Here is an 18,153-nt window from a genome sequence, read left to right as displayed (position 1 = left end):
AATGAAGCTACATAAAAAAGTTGTAGGGTTTAGTGTGTTGTTTCTCATGCTGGCTTGTTCCAATCAACCTTTTTATGACGTTTATAAAACGGTACCGAACAGACAATGGCATCATCATGAGAAACAAGCATTCCAAGTACACATAACCGAAAATAGTGCCCGATACGATATTTGGGCTTATATAAGACATAGCGGCGAATACGATTATGCGAACTTGTTTTTTTTATTACATGAAACGGGACCGCAGTTAGCGGATACCTCCTACAGGCACGAGCTTACGCTAGCGACTACCGATGGTAGATGGACAGGAAAAAGCGCGGGCAACCTATATGAAAACAGGTTGCTTTTGAAGGAAGACTATATTTTTCCCGATACAGGAATTTATACTTTCGAAATAGAGCAAAATATGCAGGAAGATCCGATATTGAATATCACCGATATTGGGTTAAAAATGGTTAGAAAGTAATGATTAAGTTCATCCGTTGGTTGCTTTTTCCGTTTAGTATTTTATACGCAGCGGTGGTCTTACTTCGGAACTGGGCTTACGACAACCAACTGTATAACAGTACTTCTTTTCATTTTCCGGTAATAGTTATCGGAAACCTGTCGGTGGGTGGTACAGGAAAAAGTCCGATGACGGAATACGTACTCCGATTGATCAAACCCCGCCTAAATGTAGCTGTTCTCAGTCGGGGGTATGGACGAAAAACCAAAGGATTTCGATATGTTGATGTACATGATTCCGCTAAGCTCGTGGGAGATGAACCCCTCCAAATAAAACGGAAATTTCCAGACGTGATGGTCACTGTCTGTGAAGACCGCGTACACGGCATTCAACGAATTCAGGATCAAATTGATGCCGTGCTCTTGGACGATGCCTACCAGCATCGGAAGTTACGTCCGAGCTTTTCAATATTGTTACTTGACTACGAATCGTTACAGCACCCCGTTATTCCATTACCTACTGGAAATTTTAGGGAACTGCTACTCGGGTGTAAACGTGCTGACGTAATCGTAATTACTAAATGTCCGAAAAAAATTTCCGCACAAATGCGGTTCTCTATAGAATCTCGACTTCGCAAGTATACCCTCGCCCCCATTTTTTACACAAAAATAGCCTACAAAAGACTACAGACAACAGATGGTTTATTGTTACACGAAGCGCAACTTCAAGATACCTGTGCGGTGGTCGTAACTGGTATAGCAAAACCGCAACCACTGCTATCTCATTTAGAACCCCAATTGAAAAAAATAATTCATTTGTCTTTCGCCGATCATCACCATTTCTCAAGAGGTGATCTCCATAAAATAACCCAAACCCTTCAACAGATCGACGATCCTCAAAAAGTTATTATCACGACAGAAAAAGATATGCAACGGTTACCGTCCTCGTTCATAGCTCAACATCCAGTGTATTTTATTCCTATAGAGCAAGCTTTTTTATTCGACCAAGCGAGTACGTTCGAAAACATCGTGATACGTGCATGCGCGTCCAAATAGCATCGTTTTGTTCATATCGCCATGTTCTCTTCTTGCAATTTCACAAAGTCATCTGCTGTGTATACGCAGAATCATGAGGTTAACACGTGATTGAAACTGTATTTATACGGGAATGCCGTTAAGAAATGTTAAAATGTAACACTTTTGATACATTGCGCGCAACAAACCTGTGAGAAATGTGTTCTATACTATGATAACACATTTATTATGTGATTTAACAATTAAAATATAGTGTCATGAAAAGATTATTTTTAACCGGAATCAGCTTATTATTTGCGCTGACATTAACATTTGCCCAGGATGCAAACCCGGAAGCCAAAGCACAAGAAAAAGTTACAAAGTTAACAGAGAAACTAACGTTGACAGATGAGCAACAAACGTCTATCTACGACATCGTCTTGGAACATGCAAAAGCAAAACAGGCATTAAAAGCAGATGCATCACAATCGCCAGAAGCATTGGCTGAGGCAAAAAACAGATTGCAAGAGACAACAGATGCTCAAATAAAGGAAAAATTGTCTGATGAGCAAAAAACACAGTATGATAGGATAGTCGCTGAGCGTCCTAGAGAAGAAACGCCCGCACCTGCTACGCCAGTCACGCCACCTACACAGCCGCAAGAGCCTATGGAGCCACAGCAGCCAGGACAACCGATGGAACCGCAACAACCGGAACCACAGCAGCCCATGGGTGAGTAATAGTGCATCATGAGAGGTTGATTCAAGAAAAATGCGAAACCAGAATGAACTGGTTTCGCATTTTTTTACATTCAAAAATCAAGGAAAAACAATGACGTATCCTTTCTGCTTTTTTAAGACGACTTCAGCTTCTTCTGAATATCCTGAACATACGTCTTAAATTTCTTATCTGTTTCAATCAAATCTTCTACTGTCTGGCAAGCATAGATCACCGTAGAATGATCTCGTCCTCCAAAGAAATTGCCAATCGTTTTTAACGAGGACTTTGTGTGATTTTTTGCTAAATACATGGAGATTTGACGAGCCTGTACAATCTCACGCTTTCTAACTTTTGATTTTACCATCTCCACCGGTACCTCAAAATATTCACAAACCAGCTTTTGAATATATTCCATAGAGATTTCTTTGTGTGTATTTTTCACAAAGTTCTTCAACATGGATTTAGCCAGATTTAAGTCTATTTCCTTTTTGTTTAACGTAGATTGAGCCAAAAGTGATACCATAGCACCTTCTAACTCTCGTACACTATTGTCAATCTGCGTAGCAACAAATTCGACAACGTTTTCTGGTAATTCGATACCATCGGAATACATTTTTTTCTTCAAGATAGCCATTCGGGTCTCCAGATCCGGAATTTGGATATCTGCAGACAATCCCCATTTGAAACGACTTAATAGACGTTCTTCCAGACCGGATAAATCTTTAGGTGGTTTATCCGATGTCAAGATAATTTGCTTGCCGGACTGATGCAAATGATTGAAAATATGAAAGAAGATATCTTGCGTCTTTTCTTTACCTGCGAAATTATGCACATCATCCATGATAATCACATCCATAGCTTGGTAAAAATTCACGAAATCGTTAATGGTATTATTTTTTAACGAGTCCACGAATTGCTGACAGAATTTTTCACAAGAAACATAGATGACTAGCTTGTCTGATAAATTCTTTTTGATCTCATTGCCGATGGCTTGTGCCAAATGCGTTTTACCTAAGCCTACGTCTCCATAAAGCATCAAAGGGTTGAAAGAAGTTCCCCCCGGCTTGTTTGCTACAGCAAAACCGGCAGAACGAGCCAATCGATTACATTCGCCTTCAATAAAATTATCAAATGTGTAATGGGTATTTAGTTGGGGGTCTACCTGTAGCTTTTTTAAGCCAGGAATAACAAAAGGATTTTTGATATTCTTGTTTAATGCTACCGGAACAGGAATGGACTGTTTTTTACCCTCAGCACCGTTTCCATTGGAGGGAATATTAGTGGTATAGGGCGTATTGGCGGAAGATTTATCCACAATGATGTTGTATTCCAAACGACCCTGTTCCCCTAGAAATTTCTTGATTGTCTTACGCAGTATCCCGACATAATGTTCTTCCAACCACTCGTAAAAAAACACCGAAGGTACTTGAATAGTCAAAACGTTCCCATTTAAACCTACCGCTTTAACAGGCTCAAACCAGGTCTTAAAACTTTGCGCAGGTATATTGTCTTTGATGATCTGAAGACAGCTATTCCAAACACTTGTACACGTTTTTTCCATTCTTAAATTGTTAATAACTTGAAAACCAATATTTGACAAAAAAATTGTTTAAAACTTTCGCTTAAGACGAAGATGACAAAAAAAAACGACCAAAAAAACTAAAAAGTTAAAAAAAACATAAACAACTATAAACCAGTGTATTAAACAAAAAAATAAACCTGTTTTTACCCTGAAATAACTCTTAAAAATATTTTTTCAACATCTAAAATTTAAGTTTTAAAAAACCGCTACTACCACCTAAAAACAATATACAACCTGCTTTAATGTGGAAAACTATTAGGTTTATTTCGCTTATAAATATAAGGAATTTTTATTGAATTCTATTTACGATACCATGGTATCTGTCTGTATTCCCGCAGTCAAATTTTTTACCTGTTTCACGATAGCGTGTGCATCGTATCCACATAGTTTCCACAGTTCTGCTTGCTCGCCGTGTTCGACAATTTCATCCGGAATTCCTAGACGAACCAATGTCGCCTGATAACCTTGATCTGCCATAAACTCTAAAACAGCAGAACCTACTCCCCCCATAACACTGCCGTCCTCCACGGTGATAACTCTATTAAATTTTTTAAATACGTCATGCAGCAACACTTTATCCAGTGGTTTTGCAAACCGTAAATCATAATGGGCAGGGTAAATACCTTCCTCATTTAATGTCTGAACAGCTTTTACAGCTTCATTTCCGATAGCACCGAAGGTCAGGATCGCGACTTCTTCGCCATCATGTAATTTACGTCCTTTCCCTATTTCTAATTGGGAAAATGGGCGTTTCCAGTCTACCATGACGCCGCTGCCCCGTGGATAACGGATAACAAACGGTCCAGCATCCGGTAATTGTGCCGTATACATGAGATTCCGAAGCTCCTCTTCATTCATTGGGGCGGAAACAATCAAATTAGGAACACAGCGCATATATGCAATGTCATATGCCCCATGATGTGTTGGACCATCGGCTCCGACTATTCCCGCACGGTCTAGACAGAAGACTACATTCAATTTTTGCAACGCCACATCATGAATAACCTGATCATACGCCCGCTGCATAAACGACGAGTAGATATTACAGAAAGGTACTAACCCCTGTGTAGCCAAACCAGCACTAAAGGTTACTGCGTGTTGCTCAGCTATACCGACATCAAAAGCGCGGTCAGGCATGGCTTTCATCATAACGTTTAGCGATGATCCCGAAGGCATTGCTGGCGTAATACCCATAATTTTATCGTTAGCTTCTGCCAACTCTACTAACGTATACCCAAATACATCTTGATATTTAGGTGGTTGTGGTTTATCTAAAATCAACTTCTTAATCTCGCCGGTTATTTTATCAAATAAGCCGGGAGCGTGCCATTTTGTTTGGTCCTTCTCTGCTAGTGCATATCCTTTGCCCTTCACGGTTACCGCATGCAATAGCTTTGGACCGGGAATATGTTTAAGATCTTCTATCGTTTTCGCTAGTTTTGTCACATCATGCCCATCCACCGGACCAAAATAACGGAAATTCAGCGACTCAAATAAGTTGGCATTCTTCAACAATGTACCTTTAATACTTTGTTCTAGTTTCTTTGCCCATCCATAGGCATCTGGTCCATTCTTCGAAATCTTTGCTAATACAGCAATCAATTCATCTCGAAACTTGTTATAGCTTCTGGATGTTGTAATACTGGTCAAATACTCCTTCATTGCTCCCACATTGGGATCAATAGACATGCAGTTATCGTTGAGTATAACCAATAAATTGGATTTTTCAATCCCTGCGTGATTTAAGGCCTCGAAAGCCATCCCACCAGTTAACGCGCCGTCTCCGATCACCGCCACATGTTGCCTGTCCTTCTCCCCTTTGTACTGTGAAGCAACAGCCATTCCCAACGCCGCTGAAATAGAAGTAGAAGAATGCCCAACGCCAAAAGCATCATATTCGCTCTCACTTCTTTTTGGAAAACCTGATATCCCGCCAAGAACCCGATTCGTATGAAAGCTTTCTTTTCTTCCTGTTAGTATCTTGTGCCCATACGCCTGATGCCCTACATCGAAGATGACTTGATCGTAGGGTGTATTCAATACGTAATGTAACGCTACGGTTAATTCTATTACACCCAGGCTCGCTGCAAAATGTCCTCCGTTGACCGAAACGATATCGATAATGAATTGCCTCAATTCGCGGCAAACCTCTTCCAACTCACTTGTTTTCAGCTTCCTAAGATCTGACGGGTAATTTATCTTTTGTAATAGTGGACCTGCCTCTACTTGCATTTCTTTAATTATATAAAATAAGTTACAAACTTAATAACTTATTCCCTAAACTACAGAACAATAAAAGCAAATAAAAGTTTATTCCTGTTAAAGTCGAAATACTGTAAATGTATAATAATTGTTATATAATTGTTAATAGAATTCCCATTGTGGATAAAATAAAAAATAGCTTTAATGCACAATTCCTTATTTTTGAGAGGATATGCAAACAGCAGGTTACGAAATCAAACTCGCACAATTTGAAGGTCCTTTCGACCTGTTACTTTTCTTTATTGAAAGGGATGAATTAAACATTCACGATATTCCGATTTCTAAAATAACAGATGATTTTTTGGATTATATTCAGAAAATGCAGTCTCTGAATATAGAGCTCGCCAGTGAATTTATATTTGTGGCTTCCACATTGATGCGTATAAAGGCCAAGATGCTTTTACCTCGTCAGGATCTAGACGACGCGGAAAACGAGATAGACCTGAAAAAAGAACTAACACAAAAGCTTATTCTTTACAAACAGTTTAAGGAGGTCTGTGAGGAGTTACGAACATTGGAAGAAAACCGAACACGGCTACATGCTCGGGGAAATATAGCAGGGGACAATAAGCTTGCTCGTTACGCCGATACTACGGAGGAAGAATTATCTTCTTTCGACTTATACAAACTCTTAATAGTGTACGAAAAATTGATGTTCAATTTTACCCATCGTATTCAGGAAGCCACCCATACCGTCGTAAAATTTCCCTATACTATAGAACAGCAGAAAACGGCCATCGCCCAGCTGATAGAAATAAACAAAAAATTGGATTTCCAGCAAATCATCAAAAATTCAGCGAATAAGGTACAACTCGTGTTCAATTTTTTGGCTATTCTGGAGATGCTCCAACAACGCTTATTGGAAATAGAAATAGGATTAGGGTTCAATAACTTTTCAATCGGTAAAAAAGAAGAGCTTCCCTACGAGTCCGAATATGTGGCTTAAACCCTCTTACTACTGAAAGCCAGGAGATTTCCTAGTGCTTGAGCTGTCCGATAAAGATTCTTTTCTGCGTTGTCAAGCGCTTCTTCCAGCGACATAGCTTCATGACTGATGGGCAGAAGAACATCAAACAGGCCTAATAGGCGGGACGATGGTTCTAAGGGTACTTTTCCGGCTATTCCAATTACAGGAACTCGGTATTTTTTTGCTAAAGAAGCCACTCCAGCAGGCCCCTTACCAGATAAAGTTTGCTCATCTAGACTCCCCTCCCCCGTGATTAACCAATCCGCAGTTTTGAGTACTCCTTCAAAATCCGTCTTTTGCAGGAAGAAGGTTATTCCATTTACTAATTGTGCATTTGCCAATGCATACATGCCTGCAGCAGCTCCTCCGGCTGTTCCTCCGGAAACAACGTCTGCCATATTCTTTCCCGCTGTTTGTAAAACAATATCGTTTAATTGACATAAAAATTTGTCCAAAACTTTCACTTGGGCTGCGGAAGCGCCTTTTTGAGGTCCAAAAACATGCGCAGCTCCCCCTTCTCCGAGAAGACAATTATCTACGTCGCAAAGAATTTTGATATCGCAGTCTAATACACTTTTGTTCAAATTACCTGTATCAATACGTGCCACATACTGCAACTGTTCAGGAATGGGCTCAAGCTCCTTTCCTTTTCCGTCAAAAAAACGTATACCAAGCGCATGAAGTATACCACAGCCCCCGTCCACCGTGGCGGATCCACCCATTCCTAGAACGATTTGGTCTATCTTATAGTGATTTAACGCATGTAGGATTAGCTCCCCTGTACCTTTACTACTCGCATGAAGCGGACTTCGTTCTTCTTTTTCTATCAAGTGTATACCCGATGCTTCAGCCATTTCGATGATCGCTGTTTTTCCTTCTTCCACAATACTGTAAGAAGCGTCAATTGCCTTTCCTAGTGGTCCCGAAACAACCGTCGTAACCAGCTCACCTCCTAATTTTTCATGTAGTAGCTTGCATGTACCATTGCCTCCATCGCCAATAGGAAACAGCGTTGTGCGACAATTTAAACGACTCTGTGAAAAACCAACGTGTATTGCTTCTGCAACTTGGCGAGCGGTCAGGCTATGTTTGAAAGCATTTGGTGCAATAAGAACATGTAGCATGCGGGGAATTTATTTTCCAAAAATTCTATCCTTCACTTCTGCGGAAGACTTCAGTGCATGCAAGGTTTTCAACAGAAAATTATACCTGTCCTCAATAGCCACCGAGGGAAGTATACTCGCTGCTTTAAAACCTGAAACAACTGCAGAAGAGCTTATATCTTTAAATCTGGCTAAAAAGGCTGCTATATCTAGCTCTTCCAAAAAGCCGTCTACCAAACCATATTCCATCGCTTCCTGAGCAGAAAAATAGTCGGTACGCAAACAAAGCTGCAGCATTTTCTTTTCAGGCATTACCCGCATTAAACTCGCCATAACTTGAAAAGGGAATATACCCAAGTTTAATTCTGGCAATCGGAACTGCACATTTTCCGTACAAAATACATACGTACATCCTGCAACTATCAGAAATGCGCCAGCGATAACATTCCCTTCGACAATAGCTACGGTTGGTTTATGCAAGCCTGTAAACACTTCGCCTAACGATATATTTTTATTCTCGATTAAGGGATTCCGTATATCAAGTTCTTCGTTTTCAAAGGTCTTTAAATCCATTCCGGCACAAAATACGGGTCCTTCGGCTTTCAATATCACTATTTTTACGGTATCATCTTCATTGGCGCTTTGAAAAGCATGTGCTATTTCATTCACCATCGTCGGTGTAAAAGCATTTCGTTTCTCTGGCCGTGCAAGAGTAACTTCCACACAGAAATCCATCTTGTTTACCTTAATGTATTGATATGTCATTGCTTGCATATAACAAAGATATTGTTTCTCTATTTCTTAAAAAGAATCATTTCCTGGAATCCCTCCAACAAGGCCTGTGTTGTATGTTCATTCTCTACATTTTTGAAACGCCGTAACAACATCTCCGTGGGAATATTGCCAACCAAATCATTTTGTGCAAATGGACAGCCCCCGTATCCCATGATAGCACCTTCAAAAATTCGACAGCCCGCATCATATGCCGCTTCGATTTTCGAAAGCGCATTTTCTTCTTTACTGTGTAAATGCACCCTAAATTCTAATGCCGGAAAAGTGTTTGTTATCAAAGTAAGCAACCTTCTAATGCTTTCCGGCGATGCTTCTGACGTCGTATCGGCAATAGAAAAGCGAAATATTCCCAATTCGGAAAGTTCTTCTATCCATTTCAATACCAAGTCGGTATTCCACGGATCGCGATAAGGGTTGCCAAATGCCATAGATATATATATCACGATCTCTTGTTTACCCGAAGCCGTGATATTTTTAATCTGTTCCACCCGTTGAAACGATTCCGCAATAGTAGAATTAGCATTACGGCGTTGAAAAGTTTCGGAGATGGAAAATGGATAGCCTAGGAAATCAATTTTATCCATAGGTTTAGCTATTTCGGCACCTCTTTCGTTGACTATAATCGCTAATAATTTAGTTTCATTTTTCTTTTCTATCCCCGCTAAAACCTGTTCCGTATCCTGCATCTGTGCAACAGCCTTAGGTGACACAAAACTCCCAAAATCGATACAATAGAAAAAATTACTATCAATCAATTGATTGATATAAGCTACCTTTTTCGTTGTGGGAATAAAATCGTGAATACCTTGAATGGCGTCACGAGGACATTCTATCAACTGTATTGCTTTATTGGACATCCTTTTTAATTTCTCTTGCAATAACCATCTTTTGGATAGCACTAGTTCCCTCTCCGATCGTACACAATTTTGCATCCCTAAAGTACTTTTCTGCTGGATAATCTTTTGTAAAACCGTAACCACCATGCACTTGTACACTTTGATTGGATACTTCCACAGCTACTTCAGAAGCATAATACTTGGCCATCGCGCTTTCCTTCGTAACTTTCTGACCTGTATCTTTTAAATGACCTGCTTTTCGTATTAATAATTCGGCGGCGTCGATTTTTGTAGCCATATCCGCTAGGGTAAACCCGACATCTTGAAAATCAAAGATCTTTTGTTGAAATTGCTCCCGCTCATTCGCATACCGCAGCGCACATTCATATGCTCCGCGAGCGATACCTAACGAAAGTGCAGCAATAGAAATGCGTCCACCATCCAAGAGCTTTAGCGCTTGAACAAACCCATCGCCCACCTGACCGATGACTTGACTTTTATGTACCCGACAATCGTCAAAGAACAAACTCGCCGTTTCCGAAGCACGCATACCTAATTTGTCCATTTTTTTACCAGCGGTAAAGCCCGGCGTACCCTTTTCGATAATGAATGCAGTAACCCCATGTTTATCTCCTTTTTTACCCGTTCTCACCATCACCACAGCCACATCTCCACTAATCGCATGGGTGATAAAGGTTTTAGAGCCATTAATAATAAAATAATCACCATCCGCCACCGCGGTGGTTGCCAACCCTCCTGCATCCGATCCTGAACCGGTTTCTGTAAGCCCCCAAGCACCAATCCATTCAGCGGTAGCTAGGTTTGGAAGATACTTTTCTTTTTGCGCCTCGTTTGCAAACGATAAAATATGATTCGTACATAGGGAGTTATGCGCAGCTACCGATAACCCAATGGAACCACAAACTTTTGATATTTCATCAAGTATCGTAATATATTCTTGATACCCCAGCCCAGCGCCATTGTATTTCTCGGGAACCAATGCACCCAAAAAGCCATATTCACCCATTTTTTTAAATAACTCTACCGGAAAATATTGCTTTTCGTCCCATTCCATCACGTACGGTTTAATAAATTCCCTAGCAAACTGTTGAGTGCTATCCCGTACCAAAGCTAATTGTTCATTTTCTTGTATTTGCAGTATCATATTTTAGAGGTTTACATCCATATTTGTTAAATATATAAAAAATACGATATATTTTAAAATATTTGAATTTACACCTATAAAAACAAGGCTGCTATTAAAAAAGTTTTAAATTAGACGTAATAACCATACCTACCACATTATTCTAAAAATATATTGTTCACGATTGCCATCGGTAATTTCATTCACCCGTTTAGATCGCATTTGCTGAATTTGGATTCAGGCAGGTTTTATTATCTTTGAGAAAAGGAATACACATATTCAGACAATAAACCAATGGCAGTATGGAAAACCTACTAAAGGCACTAAAAAGCAAATATGAAAAACTTCTTCTTGGAGGCGGATTAAATAAGATAGAAAAACATAAAGAAAAAGGGAAAATGACGGCATGGGAACGAGTTGTTTATCTGTTGGATAACGATAGCCCCTATGTAGAAATAGGTTCTTTTGCAGGAGATGATATGTACGAAGAGCATGGCGGATGTCCGAACGGCGGTGTTGTCGTTGTTATGGGATATGTAAAGAACAGGCTTTGTATCATCGTCTCCAACGATGCAACGGTAAAAGCCGGAGCCTGGTTTCCCATTACAGGAAAAAAGAATCTGAGAGCGCAAGAAATCGCCATGGAAAATCGCCTGCCCATTATTTACTTAGTAGATTCCGCAGGCGTATATCTGCCTATGCAGGACGAAATCTTTCCAGATAAAGAACACTTTGGCCGTATCTTTAGAAATAACGCCAAAATATCCGCTATGGGCATCCCACAAATTTCAGCCATTATGGGTTCCTGCGTTGCAGGTGGTGCGTATTTACCTATTATGTCGGATTACGCTTTGATTGTAGAAGGTACAGGTTCCGTATTTTTAGCTGGCTCCTATTTAGTTAAATCTTCCATTGGCGAAATAATTGACAATGAAACACTGGGTGGCGCTACAACCCATTGCGAAATATCTGGTGTAACAGACAACAAATATCCCGACGATAAAAGCTGTCTGAATGCCATTAAAAACATCGTTGATAAATTCGGTCAAAACGATAAAAATCAATTCTCACGGATTTCCAGCATACCGCCCGAATTTCCGGCTGGTCATATTTACAAAAATCTTCCGGAAGATCGCTTGAAACCCTACAATATGCTGGAAATATTAAAAGCTATTGTAGATAAAGACTCATTAGAAGAGTATAAAAAAGACTATGGGAAGACTTTGATCTGTGCTTTGGCGCGTATCGATGGTTGGGCTGTGGGTATTGTCGCCAATCAACGGGAAATGGTAAAAGCAAAGAAGCCGGGCAACGCTACGGAAACGCAAATGGGAGGTGTTATCTATTCGGATTCGGCAGATAAGGCCACTCGATTTATCATGAACTGCAACCAACAAAAAATCCCACTGGTGTTTTTCCAGGATGTCACCGGCTTTATGGTCGGTTCCCGTTCAGAGCATGGAGGTATCATAAAAGATGGTGCTAAAATGGTTAACGCAATGGCAAATTCCGTTGTGCCCAAATTCACTTTTATTGTAGGCAATAGTTATGGCGCTGGAAATTACGCGATGTGTGGAAAAGCTTACGATCCTCGCCTGATATATGCCTGGCCTACGGCTCAAATGGCTGTTATGAGCGGCGCCTCTGCTGGAAAAACGTTGCTGCAGATACAGGAAGCTACGCTTAAAGCAAAAGGGGTCTATTTATCTGATGAGGAAAAGAAGGATTTACTCTCCAAAATCGAACAACAATACCATCAACAGCTTAGCCCTTATTACGCTGCTGCACGTCTCTGGGTGGATGGGGTTATTGACCCAAAAGACACCCGCAAGATTGTTTCAATGGGGATTGAAGCCGCCAATCAAAATCCCGCTACGGATCGGTACAATGTGGGAGTGATACAGGTATAGTTGGTTATCAAGGCCGTTGGTGTTACGGTGCAAATGCCCTATCTCCTCTTCTGTACGGATAAGCCCCATCAAATTTACCCGGAACTTTTACATATCGCAATCCTTCGGTCATTCCTACTTTAGAAGTAAAAAAACCTGTAAGCGTCAATTGTTTCAGCATCGTAAAGAAGTGATTAGGAAGCTCCTCTACGCTATTATCTTGCTCCTTCTCCCTCTTCTTTCTTTGGTAGTCTTTTGCTTCTTTATCCAATTTATTCACGAACTGTAAGCGCTCTTCTGCTGTCAGTTCTGTAAATTTCTTATTAAATCCTTCTTCCGAAACCTCATCTGTTTTAAACAACCCCTCCAAAAAAGCTTCTTGATCAACTGATGTATAACAATCTCTTATCATTACCGGAATAAACGCGCCTACATTCGCATCTTTCGCACCTGGAGTGGACGTACGCGGTAAAATAGCATCTGCCAACTCATTTAATAAATCTACATTGGTCTGTTCAAATAATGCTGCTACATCTTTACCAGCAGGTCTTATACATCCTTCTAAAAATAAATTAGCACCGATTACTGACCCACCCATGATCATTGCAACGCGTTGTATTGCTTGTCTCCTATTCATTTCTCTTAATAATAAAGTATAGATAATTACAAGTTGCCTTTTTTCAATTCAGAAACTGCGAAATCTACTGCTCTTGCTGTCAAAGCCATATACGTTAAAGAAGGGTTTACACAAGATGCTGATGTCATACCCGCACCGTCCGTAACGAATACATTTTTCGCATCCCAAACCTGATTATGTTTATTCAACACAGAATTCTTTGCGTCCGTACCCATGCGCGCGGTACCCATTTCGTGGATTCCCATACCAAAAGCGTATCCTCTATCAAATGTCTTGACATCTTTCACGCCCAGTTTTTCTAACATCTCTTTCATCTCCTGCCCCATATCTTTGCGCATTTTCTTCTCATTGTCTTTTATCTCCATATCCATAGCCAATACAGGCAAACCCCATTTATCTTTTGTAGTTTTATCCAAGAAGATTCGATTTTCATGGTATGGTAGAATTTCACCAAATGCCGTAAATCCGACTGACCAATGGCCAGGTTCAAGCATAGCATCTTTCCAATCCCCACCCACACTCATCTCCGCTACCTCACCAGACCAACGACTACGACTGGCTGCTCCTTGATACCCAAATCCACGTACATAATCACGCTGTTTTGTGTCTCCGTCTACATTGACAAAACGAGGGACATATAAGCCTGTCGGTCTACGTCCATAAATATATTTGTCTTCATAGCCTTCTACTCTTCCACGAGCACCAACCCGGAAATGGTGATCCATTGCATTATGACCCAATTCCCCACTACTGCTTCCCAGCCCACCTTCCCATACATCCGTTGCAGAGTTCATCAATACCCAAGTAGAATTAAACGCAGACGCACAAACAAAAATTACTTTAGCAAAAAAATCATACGTTTGGTGCGTCTCTGCATCAATGATCCTTACGCCTTTAGCTTTTCGTAGATCTTTGTCATAGATGATTTCAGTGACGATGGAAAACGGTCTTAAAGTCAGATTTCCCGTGGCCACCGCAGGCGGTAATGTCGAAGACTGGGTACTAAAGTATGCCCCGAAATTGCAACCTAGCCAACATTGGTTTTGGTATTGACAGTCGATACGTCCCGTATGCGGTCTAGTGATATTAGCTGTTCTTCCGATGATGAAATGTCGCCGACCATCATATTCTTTCTTTAAGCGTGAAGCGAGACCTTTCTCGACGATGTTCATATCCATAGGGGGCATATAGTCTCCGTCAGGCAATACAGCTAACCCATCACGATTCCCTGAAATACCGGCCCATTTTTCCACATAACTGTACCAAGAAGCGATATCAGCATATCTGATCGGCCAGTCTGTACCATATCCATCTTTTAAGTTGGCTTCGAAATCAAGATCTGAAAGCCGATAACTATGACGTCCCCACATCAGGGATCGCCCGCCTACCTGATATCCTCTAAACCAATCAAAACGCTTGATCTCTGTGTATGGACTCTCTTTTTCGTTAACCCAAAAGTCCAAGTTCTTCTCATTTAAGGGATAACTCCGTTTTAAAACCGGATAATCCGCTTCCATTTGTTTTGTACGGCGACCGCGGTGTGGGTATTCCCATGTATCTTTATCCGCATGATAGTCCTTAACATGTCTGACATTCCGACCACGCTCCAACATAATGGTTTTTAATCCTTTTTCTGTAAGCTCTTTCGCAGCCCATCCTCCACTAATCCCTGATCCAATTATTATTGCATCATAAACATTATCTGCCATACTACGCCTATTTGTTTTAGTTTGTTTTTAAAAATTTTTGGTTCTACCTTCTAGTTTTCTTCCTTAAAAGTTTTGACTTCTAAAGTCGACACAGGAAAACGAACTATCCCAGAAAACACTGGTGTCATATCAATAATCCATGTCATCGCACGAACAACATTATAAGACCTAGGTCTCGGTTTGAGCCGCATTCGAAATAATGTCAGCATAGCCTTTCCGCAAAATTGCCAAATCAGAGTCTATAGCTATGCAGGAATAACCTAATTGTTTCATCGGCGCTAAATCCGATGGATTACGCAACAAAATACCTGCTTGTTTCCCATGTTGCTTCGCTGCGTCAGCCACCTGTCGCACTGCTGTTTCAAAATTGATAATGTTATCGCCTCGTTGATGGCTCAATGCTAAGTTTAAGTCACCGGGACCAACAAATAGTACATGTACACCTTCGACCGCAGCTATTTCAGAAGCATTCCGAACACCTTCAACATCCTCAATCTGCGCAATACAGAATGGTTGCACACTATCCAGATCTTCAGGACGTTTTAGCCCATACCCGTATGCGCGTACTGTAGTAGAGTACCCTCTATTTCCCTTGGGCGCATAATACATGGCGGACACACACTGAGCAGCCTGTTCCGCAGAGGAGACATGAGGCAACATAATACCATCAGCGCCCCAGTCGAGTACCCGGGCAATCGTTGCTGGTTGTAACGCAGGCACCCTTACGATAGCCCGGGTATTCATATTTGCACCCGCACGCAGTTGATCCGGGAGTGTCGATTCTGGGGAACTACCGTGTTCCAAATCATACAATAACCAGTCAAACGGGAACTGGGAAACCAATTCGGCAACGACTGATGATCCGATGCTTAGCCAAGTGCCCAAACCCAATCGGACATCTTGTGGGTGGTTTAAAACACTCATAGTTCATCAATTGATTTACATCCTTTCAAGCCCTCAACAGCACTTTCTATTCGTCCCAACGTAAATTTCTTTAGACTCTTCTGTTTTGGGTTGCTCAAAAAAAACAGTTCAGATTTGTCAAAATAATTACCCTTCACTCTTATCACAGATTTAAAAATAATATTGCGCAATAGATGTAGCCAAAAACGTTGTTCATAATTTGAGGGGAGGATTCTTTCCTTCTCGTATCCGCGTATAGCTGAAAGAACCACCTCTCCCGAATGAAAACAGCCCAGCAGCGCCAAGTCATCCATAGGGTCTCCCGAAACAGCGTCGTCCCAATCAATGACAGCACTTATTTTGTCGTTCTCGCCCAGCACGTTCCATAACGCCAAATCTTTGTGAACTAAGCACCCTTCCTCAAGCTGAAGTAGCGGAAGGAAGTCTTCCACTAAACCTTTTAATTCGGTCGCCTTCGCTTCCTGTATAAAACCAGATCTAGTCAGGTAATCAAGATGTACATTCCAATTTAATAAAAAATACTGTGGATACGTATCGTGAAAACCCTCTAAGCGAGCATCTTTCATTAAAACCTCTGGATTAAAAAGCCCGAATTTCGCTGGACGGATAGCTTGCCAACGAGCGACATACTGACCAAGGGTCTCCGCAATACTGATAGTGTCCAAGTCGCCTCTTTTTTCCGCCATATTGAGATCTTCATGTTCGACACATTCCATGATTTGTATAGCAAAGGGCACATGAGTTCGAGAAATGTCTGTTACATGTATGTATGGAACAGGCACGTTGACATCTCTCACCTGATGCATAATTTCAGACTCTACAGACATGTAGTCGTCTCTCTCCGGACCATTTTCCAAGCGGACAAAATATTTGTTCTGATCTTGAAATAGAAAGTACGTGATATGATTTCCTTGTCCTCCTGCTGGTGTTATGGTGAAGTCACCATTACCGAAATGCATTGTGAGATAAGAAACAAGCTGTTGTTCTATCTCCATGCGGGTATCGTGCGGAGATGCCTGCGTGTTGGCCGCTGTATGCGGTCGGTCGGATTTCCAATAATAAATCGATTTCCTGATAGCCATACAATTTTTAGTGATGATCTTTAATTAAATTGATAGATGTTTTTGGTTGCCCTCTTCTTGTTGTTTTTATCTGTTCTATTCGCTTCGGGTCGGATTTCCACCGCCAATAAGCAGCCAACAATCCGCCAAGCAAAGTCTGCATGACACTGCTGAAAACCGCAGGCACAGCTGCAAGAGGTTGCATAGGAAAGTTTTGCCTTGCCAACACTGCAGCGAGTCCGCCGTTCTGCATACCGATCTCGATAGAGGCAGTCCTAGCGATAGTTTTGTCATACCCGAAGAGACGGGAAACTATATAACCCACTATAAACCCGATAATATGCAGCGAGCCTGCTGCGGCAATAAGTACATATACATTGGCGGCAACCGCGTCGGCACTCTGTGCCACGATGCTTCCGGAAATAAATACAATCGCCCAAACAGAGACGACAGGGCCTGCTAACGACAATTTCTTTCCGACATCGGGAAATTTATAGTTGATAAACACTCCTAGCGCGACGGGTATCAAAACGGTCTGCACCGTGGTCAGGAAAAGACCCCAACCGTCTACGGGCATGTACGTGCCGGCAAACGTCTGGGTAAGCAGGGGTATCGCGACAATGGCCAACAGGGTCGACACCGTCGTCATGATAATAGATAATGCCAAATGTCCTCGCGCTAGATAAGTGATAACGTTAGATGCTGTCCCACCGGGACAGCACCCGACAAGAATCAGCCCTACGGCTAACACCGGATCTAATTGCAATAGTTTGCCGATACCAAAAGCTGACAATGGCAACACCGTATATTGTAACATTGCTCCCATAAATACAGCACCTGGCATCTTCGTGATTTCTTTGAAATCATCTACATGTAAGGTAAGCCCCATGCCCAACATAACCAATGCCAATGCACCTACCATCCAATTGCCCGAAAACCATTGGTAAAGTGGTGGATAGAGATATCCCAGCAAAGAACTACAGATAATCCATAACGGATAAAGGTTTACGAAAATGTTTAAAATTCTTTTCATTGAAATAATTTATTCATGAGTGTAAGTATTCGATAT

At 41.3% G+C, this 18,153-nt stretch carries 16 protein-coding genes; 5 read left to right on the top strand and 11 right to left on the bottom strand.

Annotated elements, in window-relative coordinates:
- Window position 1: 1 nt before the first annotated feature.
- The 3 genes from C5745_RS02145 to C5745_RS02135 all read left to right on the top strand — a co-directional run bounded on the left by C5745_RS02145 (window position 2) and on the right by C5745_RS02135 (window position 2,198).
- On the top strand, window positions 2-466 hold the full coding sequence (locus C5745_RS02145; RefSeq protein ID WP_105715332.1) for a gliding motility lipoprotein GldH: 465 nt from the start codon (window positions 2-4) through the stop codon (window positions 464-466).
- Window positions 466-1,500, top strand: coding sequence for a tetraacyldisaccharide 4'-kinase (lpxK, locus tag C5745_RS02140; protein WP_105715331.1), 1,035 nt, complete (start codon window positions 466-468; stop codon window positions 1,498-1,500). The genes C5745_RS02145 and lpxK overlap by 1 nt, the downstream gene beginning before the upstream one ends.
- Before the next feature lie 236 nt (window positions 1,501-1,736).
- Window positions 1,737-2,198 carry a hypothetical protein gene (locus tag C5745_RS02135; protein ID WP_105715330.1) on the top strand — a complete coding sequence of 154 codons (462 nt, stop codon included), beginning with the start codon at window positions 1,737-1,739 and terminating at the stop codon, window positions 2,196-2,198.
- A 113-nt stretch (window positions 2,199-2,311) separates the two neighbouring features.
- Here the strand turns inward: C5745_RS02135 and dnaA are convergent, their stop codons facing one another.
- Both dnaA and dxs read right to left on the bottom strand, forming a co-directional pair.
- Window positions 2,312-3,739 carry a chromosomal replication initiator protein DnaA gene (gene dnaA / locus C5745_RS02130; RefSeq protein WP_105715329.1) on the bottom strand — a complete coding sequence of 476 codons (1,428 nt, stop codon included), beginning with the start codon at window positions 3,737-3,739 and terminating at the stop codon, window positions 2,312-2,314.
- Between the two features lie 324 nt (window positions 3,740-4,063).
- Window positions 4,064-5,992, bottom strand: a complete 1,929-nt coding sequence (dxs, locus tag C5745_RS02125) for a 1-deoxy-D-xylulose-5-phosphate synthase (RefSeq protein ID WP_105715328.1) — start codon at window positions 5,990-5,992, stop codon at window positions 4,064-4,066.
- Between the two features lie 202 nt (window positions 5,993-6,194).
- Here dxs and C5745_RS02120 point away from each other — a divergent pair, with 202 nt between their 5' ends.
- Window positions 6,195-6,968 (top strand): segregation and condensation protein A, encoded by a 774-nt coding sequence (locus C5745_RS02120; protein WP_105715327.1) that lies wholly within the window; start codon window positions 6,195-6,197, stop codon window positions 6,966-6,968.
- Here C5745_RS02120 and C5745_RS02115 read toward each other — a convergent pair.
- From C5745_RS02115 to C5745_RS02100, 4 genes are read right to left on the bottom strand one after another with little or no spacing between them, the layout of a single operon-like run.
- Window positions 6,965-8,113: a glycerate kinase gene (locus C5745_RS02115; RefSeq protein WP_105715326.1), complete on the bottom strand. Its 1,149-nt coding sequence runs from the start codon at window positions 8,111-8,113 to the stop codon at window positions 6,965-6,967. The genes C5745_RS02120 and C5745_RS02115 overlap by 4 nt on opposite strands.
- Window positions 8,114-8,122: 9 nt before the next feature.
- Window positions 8,123-8,866, bottom strand: a complete 744-nt coding sequence (locus C5745_RS02110) for an enoyl-CoA hydratase/isomerase family protein (protein WP_105715325.1) — start codon at window positions 8,864-8,866, stop codon at window positions 8,123-8,125.
- A gap of 20 nt (window positions 8,867-8,886) precedes the next feature.
- The gene (locus tag C5745_RS02105; protein ID WP_165792993.1) at window positions 8,887-9,741 is read right to left on the bottom strand and encodes a beta/alpha barrel domain-containing protein; all 855 of its coding nucleotides are present in this window, start codon (window positions 9,739-9,741) and stop codon (window positions 8,887-8,889) included.
- Window positions 9,731-10,885, bottom strand: a complete 1,155-nt coding sequence (locus C5745_RS02100; RefSeq protein WP_207795695.1) for an acyl-CoA dehydrogenase family protein — start codon at window positions 10,883-10,885, stop codon at window positions 9,731-9,733. The genes C5745_RS02105 and C5745_RS02100 overlap by 11 nt, the downstream gene beginning before the upstream one ends.
- Window positions 10,886-11,166: 281 nt before the next feature.
- Here C5745_RS02100 and C5745_RS02095 point away from each other — a divergent pair, with 281 nt between their 5' ends.
- A complete protein-coding gene (locus tag C5745_RS02095) occupies window positions 11,167-12,774 on the top strand; it encodes an acyl-CoA carboxylase subunit beta (RefSeq protein ID WP_105715323.1) in 1,608 nt (535 codons plus the stop codon).
- A gap of 22 nt (window positions 12,775-12,796) precedes the next feature.
- On the opposite strand, the gene C5745_RS02090 is transcribed toward C5745_RS02095, so the two are convergent.
- The 5 genes from C5745_RS02090 to C5745_RS02070 form a co-directional block, all read right to left on the bottom strand.
- Window positions 12,797-13,390: a gluconate 2-dehydrogenase subunit 3 family protein gene (locus C5745_RS02090; protein WP_105715322.1), complete on the bottom strand. Its 594-nt coding sequence runs from the start codon at window positions 13,388-13,390 to the stop codon at window positions 12,797-12,799.
- Window positions 13,391-13,416: 26 nt separating this feature from the next.
- On the bottom strand, window positions 13,417-15,099 hold the full coding sequence (locus C5745_RS02085; protein ID WP_105715321.1) for a GMC oxidoreductase: 1,683 nt from the start codon (window positions 15,097-15,099) through the stop codon (window positions 13,417-13,419).
- 168 nt (window positions 15,100-15,267) lie between these two features.
- Entirely contained in the window at window positions 15,268-16,023 is a 756-nt protein-coding gene (locus C5745_RS02080) for an HpcH/HpaI aldolase family protein (protein ID WP_105715320.1), read from the bottom strand.
- A complete protein-coding gene (locus C5745_RS02075; RefSeq protein WP_105715319.1) occupies window positions 16,020-17,105 on the bottom strand; it encodes a phosphotransferase family protein in 1,086 nt (361 codons plus the stop codon). Before C5745_RS02075 ends, C5745_RS02080 begins: the two co-directional genes overlap by 4 nt.
- A gap of 7 nt (window positions 17,106-17,112) precedes the next feature.
- Entirely contained in the window at window positions 17,113-18,117 is a 1,005-nt protein-coding gene (locus tag C5745_RS02070; RefSeq protein WP_105715318.1) for a bile acid:sodium symporter family protein, read from the bottom strand.
- Between the last annotated feature and the right edge of the window lie 36 nt (window positions 18,118-18,153).

It is taken from the genome of Sphingobacterium haloxyli (genome assembly GCF_002980525.1).
GTDB classification, from domain to species: domain Bacteria; phylum Bacteroidota; class Bacteroidia; order Sphingobacteriales; family Sphingobacteriaceae; genus Sphingobacterium; species Sphingobacterium haloxyli.
The sequence above is the reverse complement of the archived record's forward strand: the minus strand, read 5'-3'. Positions and strand labels throughout refer to the sequence as shown.

What these genes read in the sequence shown, in the direction of transcription:
- C5745_RS02120 (WP_105715327.1), top strand. Translation starts at nt 6,195, where the DNA reads ATGCAAACAGCAGGTTACGAAATCAAACTCGCACAATTTGAAGGTCCT.
- C5745_RS02145 (WP_105715332.1), top strand. Translation starts at nt 2, where the DNA reads ATGAAGCTACATAAAAAAGTTGTAGGGTTTAGTGTGTTGTTTCTCATG.
- C5745_RS02090 (WP_105715322.1), bottom strand. Translation starts at nt 13,390, where the DNA reads ATGAATAGGAGACAAGCAATACAACGCGTTGCAATGATCATGGGTGGG.
- C5745_RS02080 (WP_105715320.1), bottom strand. Translation starts at nt 16,023, where the DNA reads ATGAGTGTTTTAAACCACCCACAAGATGTCCGATTGGGTTTGGGCACT.
- C5745_RS02100 (WP_207795695.1), bottom strand. Translation starts at nt 10,885, where the DNA reads ATGATACTGCAAATACAAGAAAATGAACAATTAGCTTTGGTACGGGAT.
- C5745_RS02070 (WP_105715318.1), bottom strand. Translation starts at nt 18,117, where the DNA reads ATGAAAAGAATTTTAAACATTTTCGTAAACCTTTATCCGTTATGGATT.
- C5745_RS02085 (WP_105715321.1), bottom strand. Translation starts at nt 15,099, where the DNA reads ATGGCAGATAATGTTTATGATGCAATAATAATTGGATCAGGGATTAGT.
- dxs (WP_105715328.1), bottom strand. Translation starts at nt 5,992, where the DNA reads ATGCAAGTAGAGGCAGGTCCACTATTACAAAAGATAAATTACCCGTCA.
- C5745_RS02105 (WP_165792993.1), bottom strand. Translation starts at nt 9,741, where the DNA reads ATGTCCAATAAAGCAATACAGTTGATAGAATGTCCTCGTGACGCCATT.
- C5745_RS02075 (WP_105715319.1), bottom strand. Translation starts at nt 17,105, where the DNA reads ATGGCTATCAGGAAATCGATTTATTATTGGAAATCCGACCGACCGCAT.
- C5745_RS02095 (WP_105715323.1), top strand. Translation starts at nt 11,167, where the DNA reads ATGGAAAACCTACTAAAGGCACTAAAAAGCAAATATGAAAAACTTCTT.
- C5745_RS02115 (WP_105715326.1), bottom strand. Translation starts at nt 8,113, where the DNA reads ATGCTACATGTTCTTATTGCACCAAATGCTTTCAAACATAGCCTGACC.
- dnaA (WP_105715329.1), bottom strand. Translation starts at nt 3,739, where the DNA reads ATGGAAAAAACGTGTACAAGTGTTTGGAATAGCTGTCTTCAGATCATC.
- C5745_RS02135 (WP_105715330.1), top strand. Translation starts at nt 1,737, where the DNA reads ATGAAAAGATTATTTTTAACCGGAATCAGCTTATTATTTGCGCTGACA.
- lpxK (WP_105715331.1), top strand. Translation starts at nt 466, where the DNA reads ATGATTAAGTTCATCCGTTGGTTGCTTTTTCCGTTTAGTATTTTATAC.
- C5745_RS02110 (WP_105715325.1), bottom strand. Translation starts at nt 8,866, where the DNA reads ATGCAAGCAATGACATATCAATACATTAAGGTAAACAAGATGGATTTC.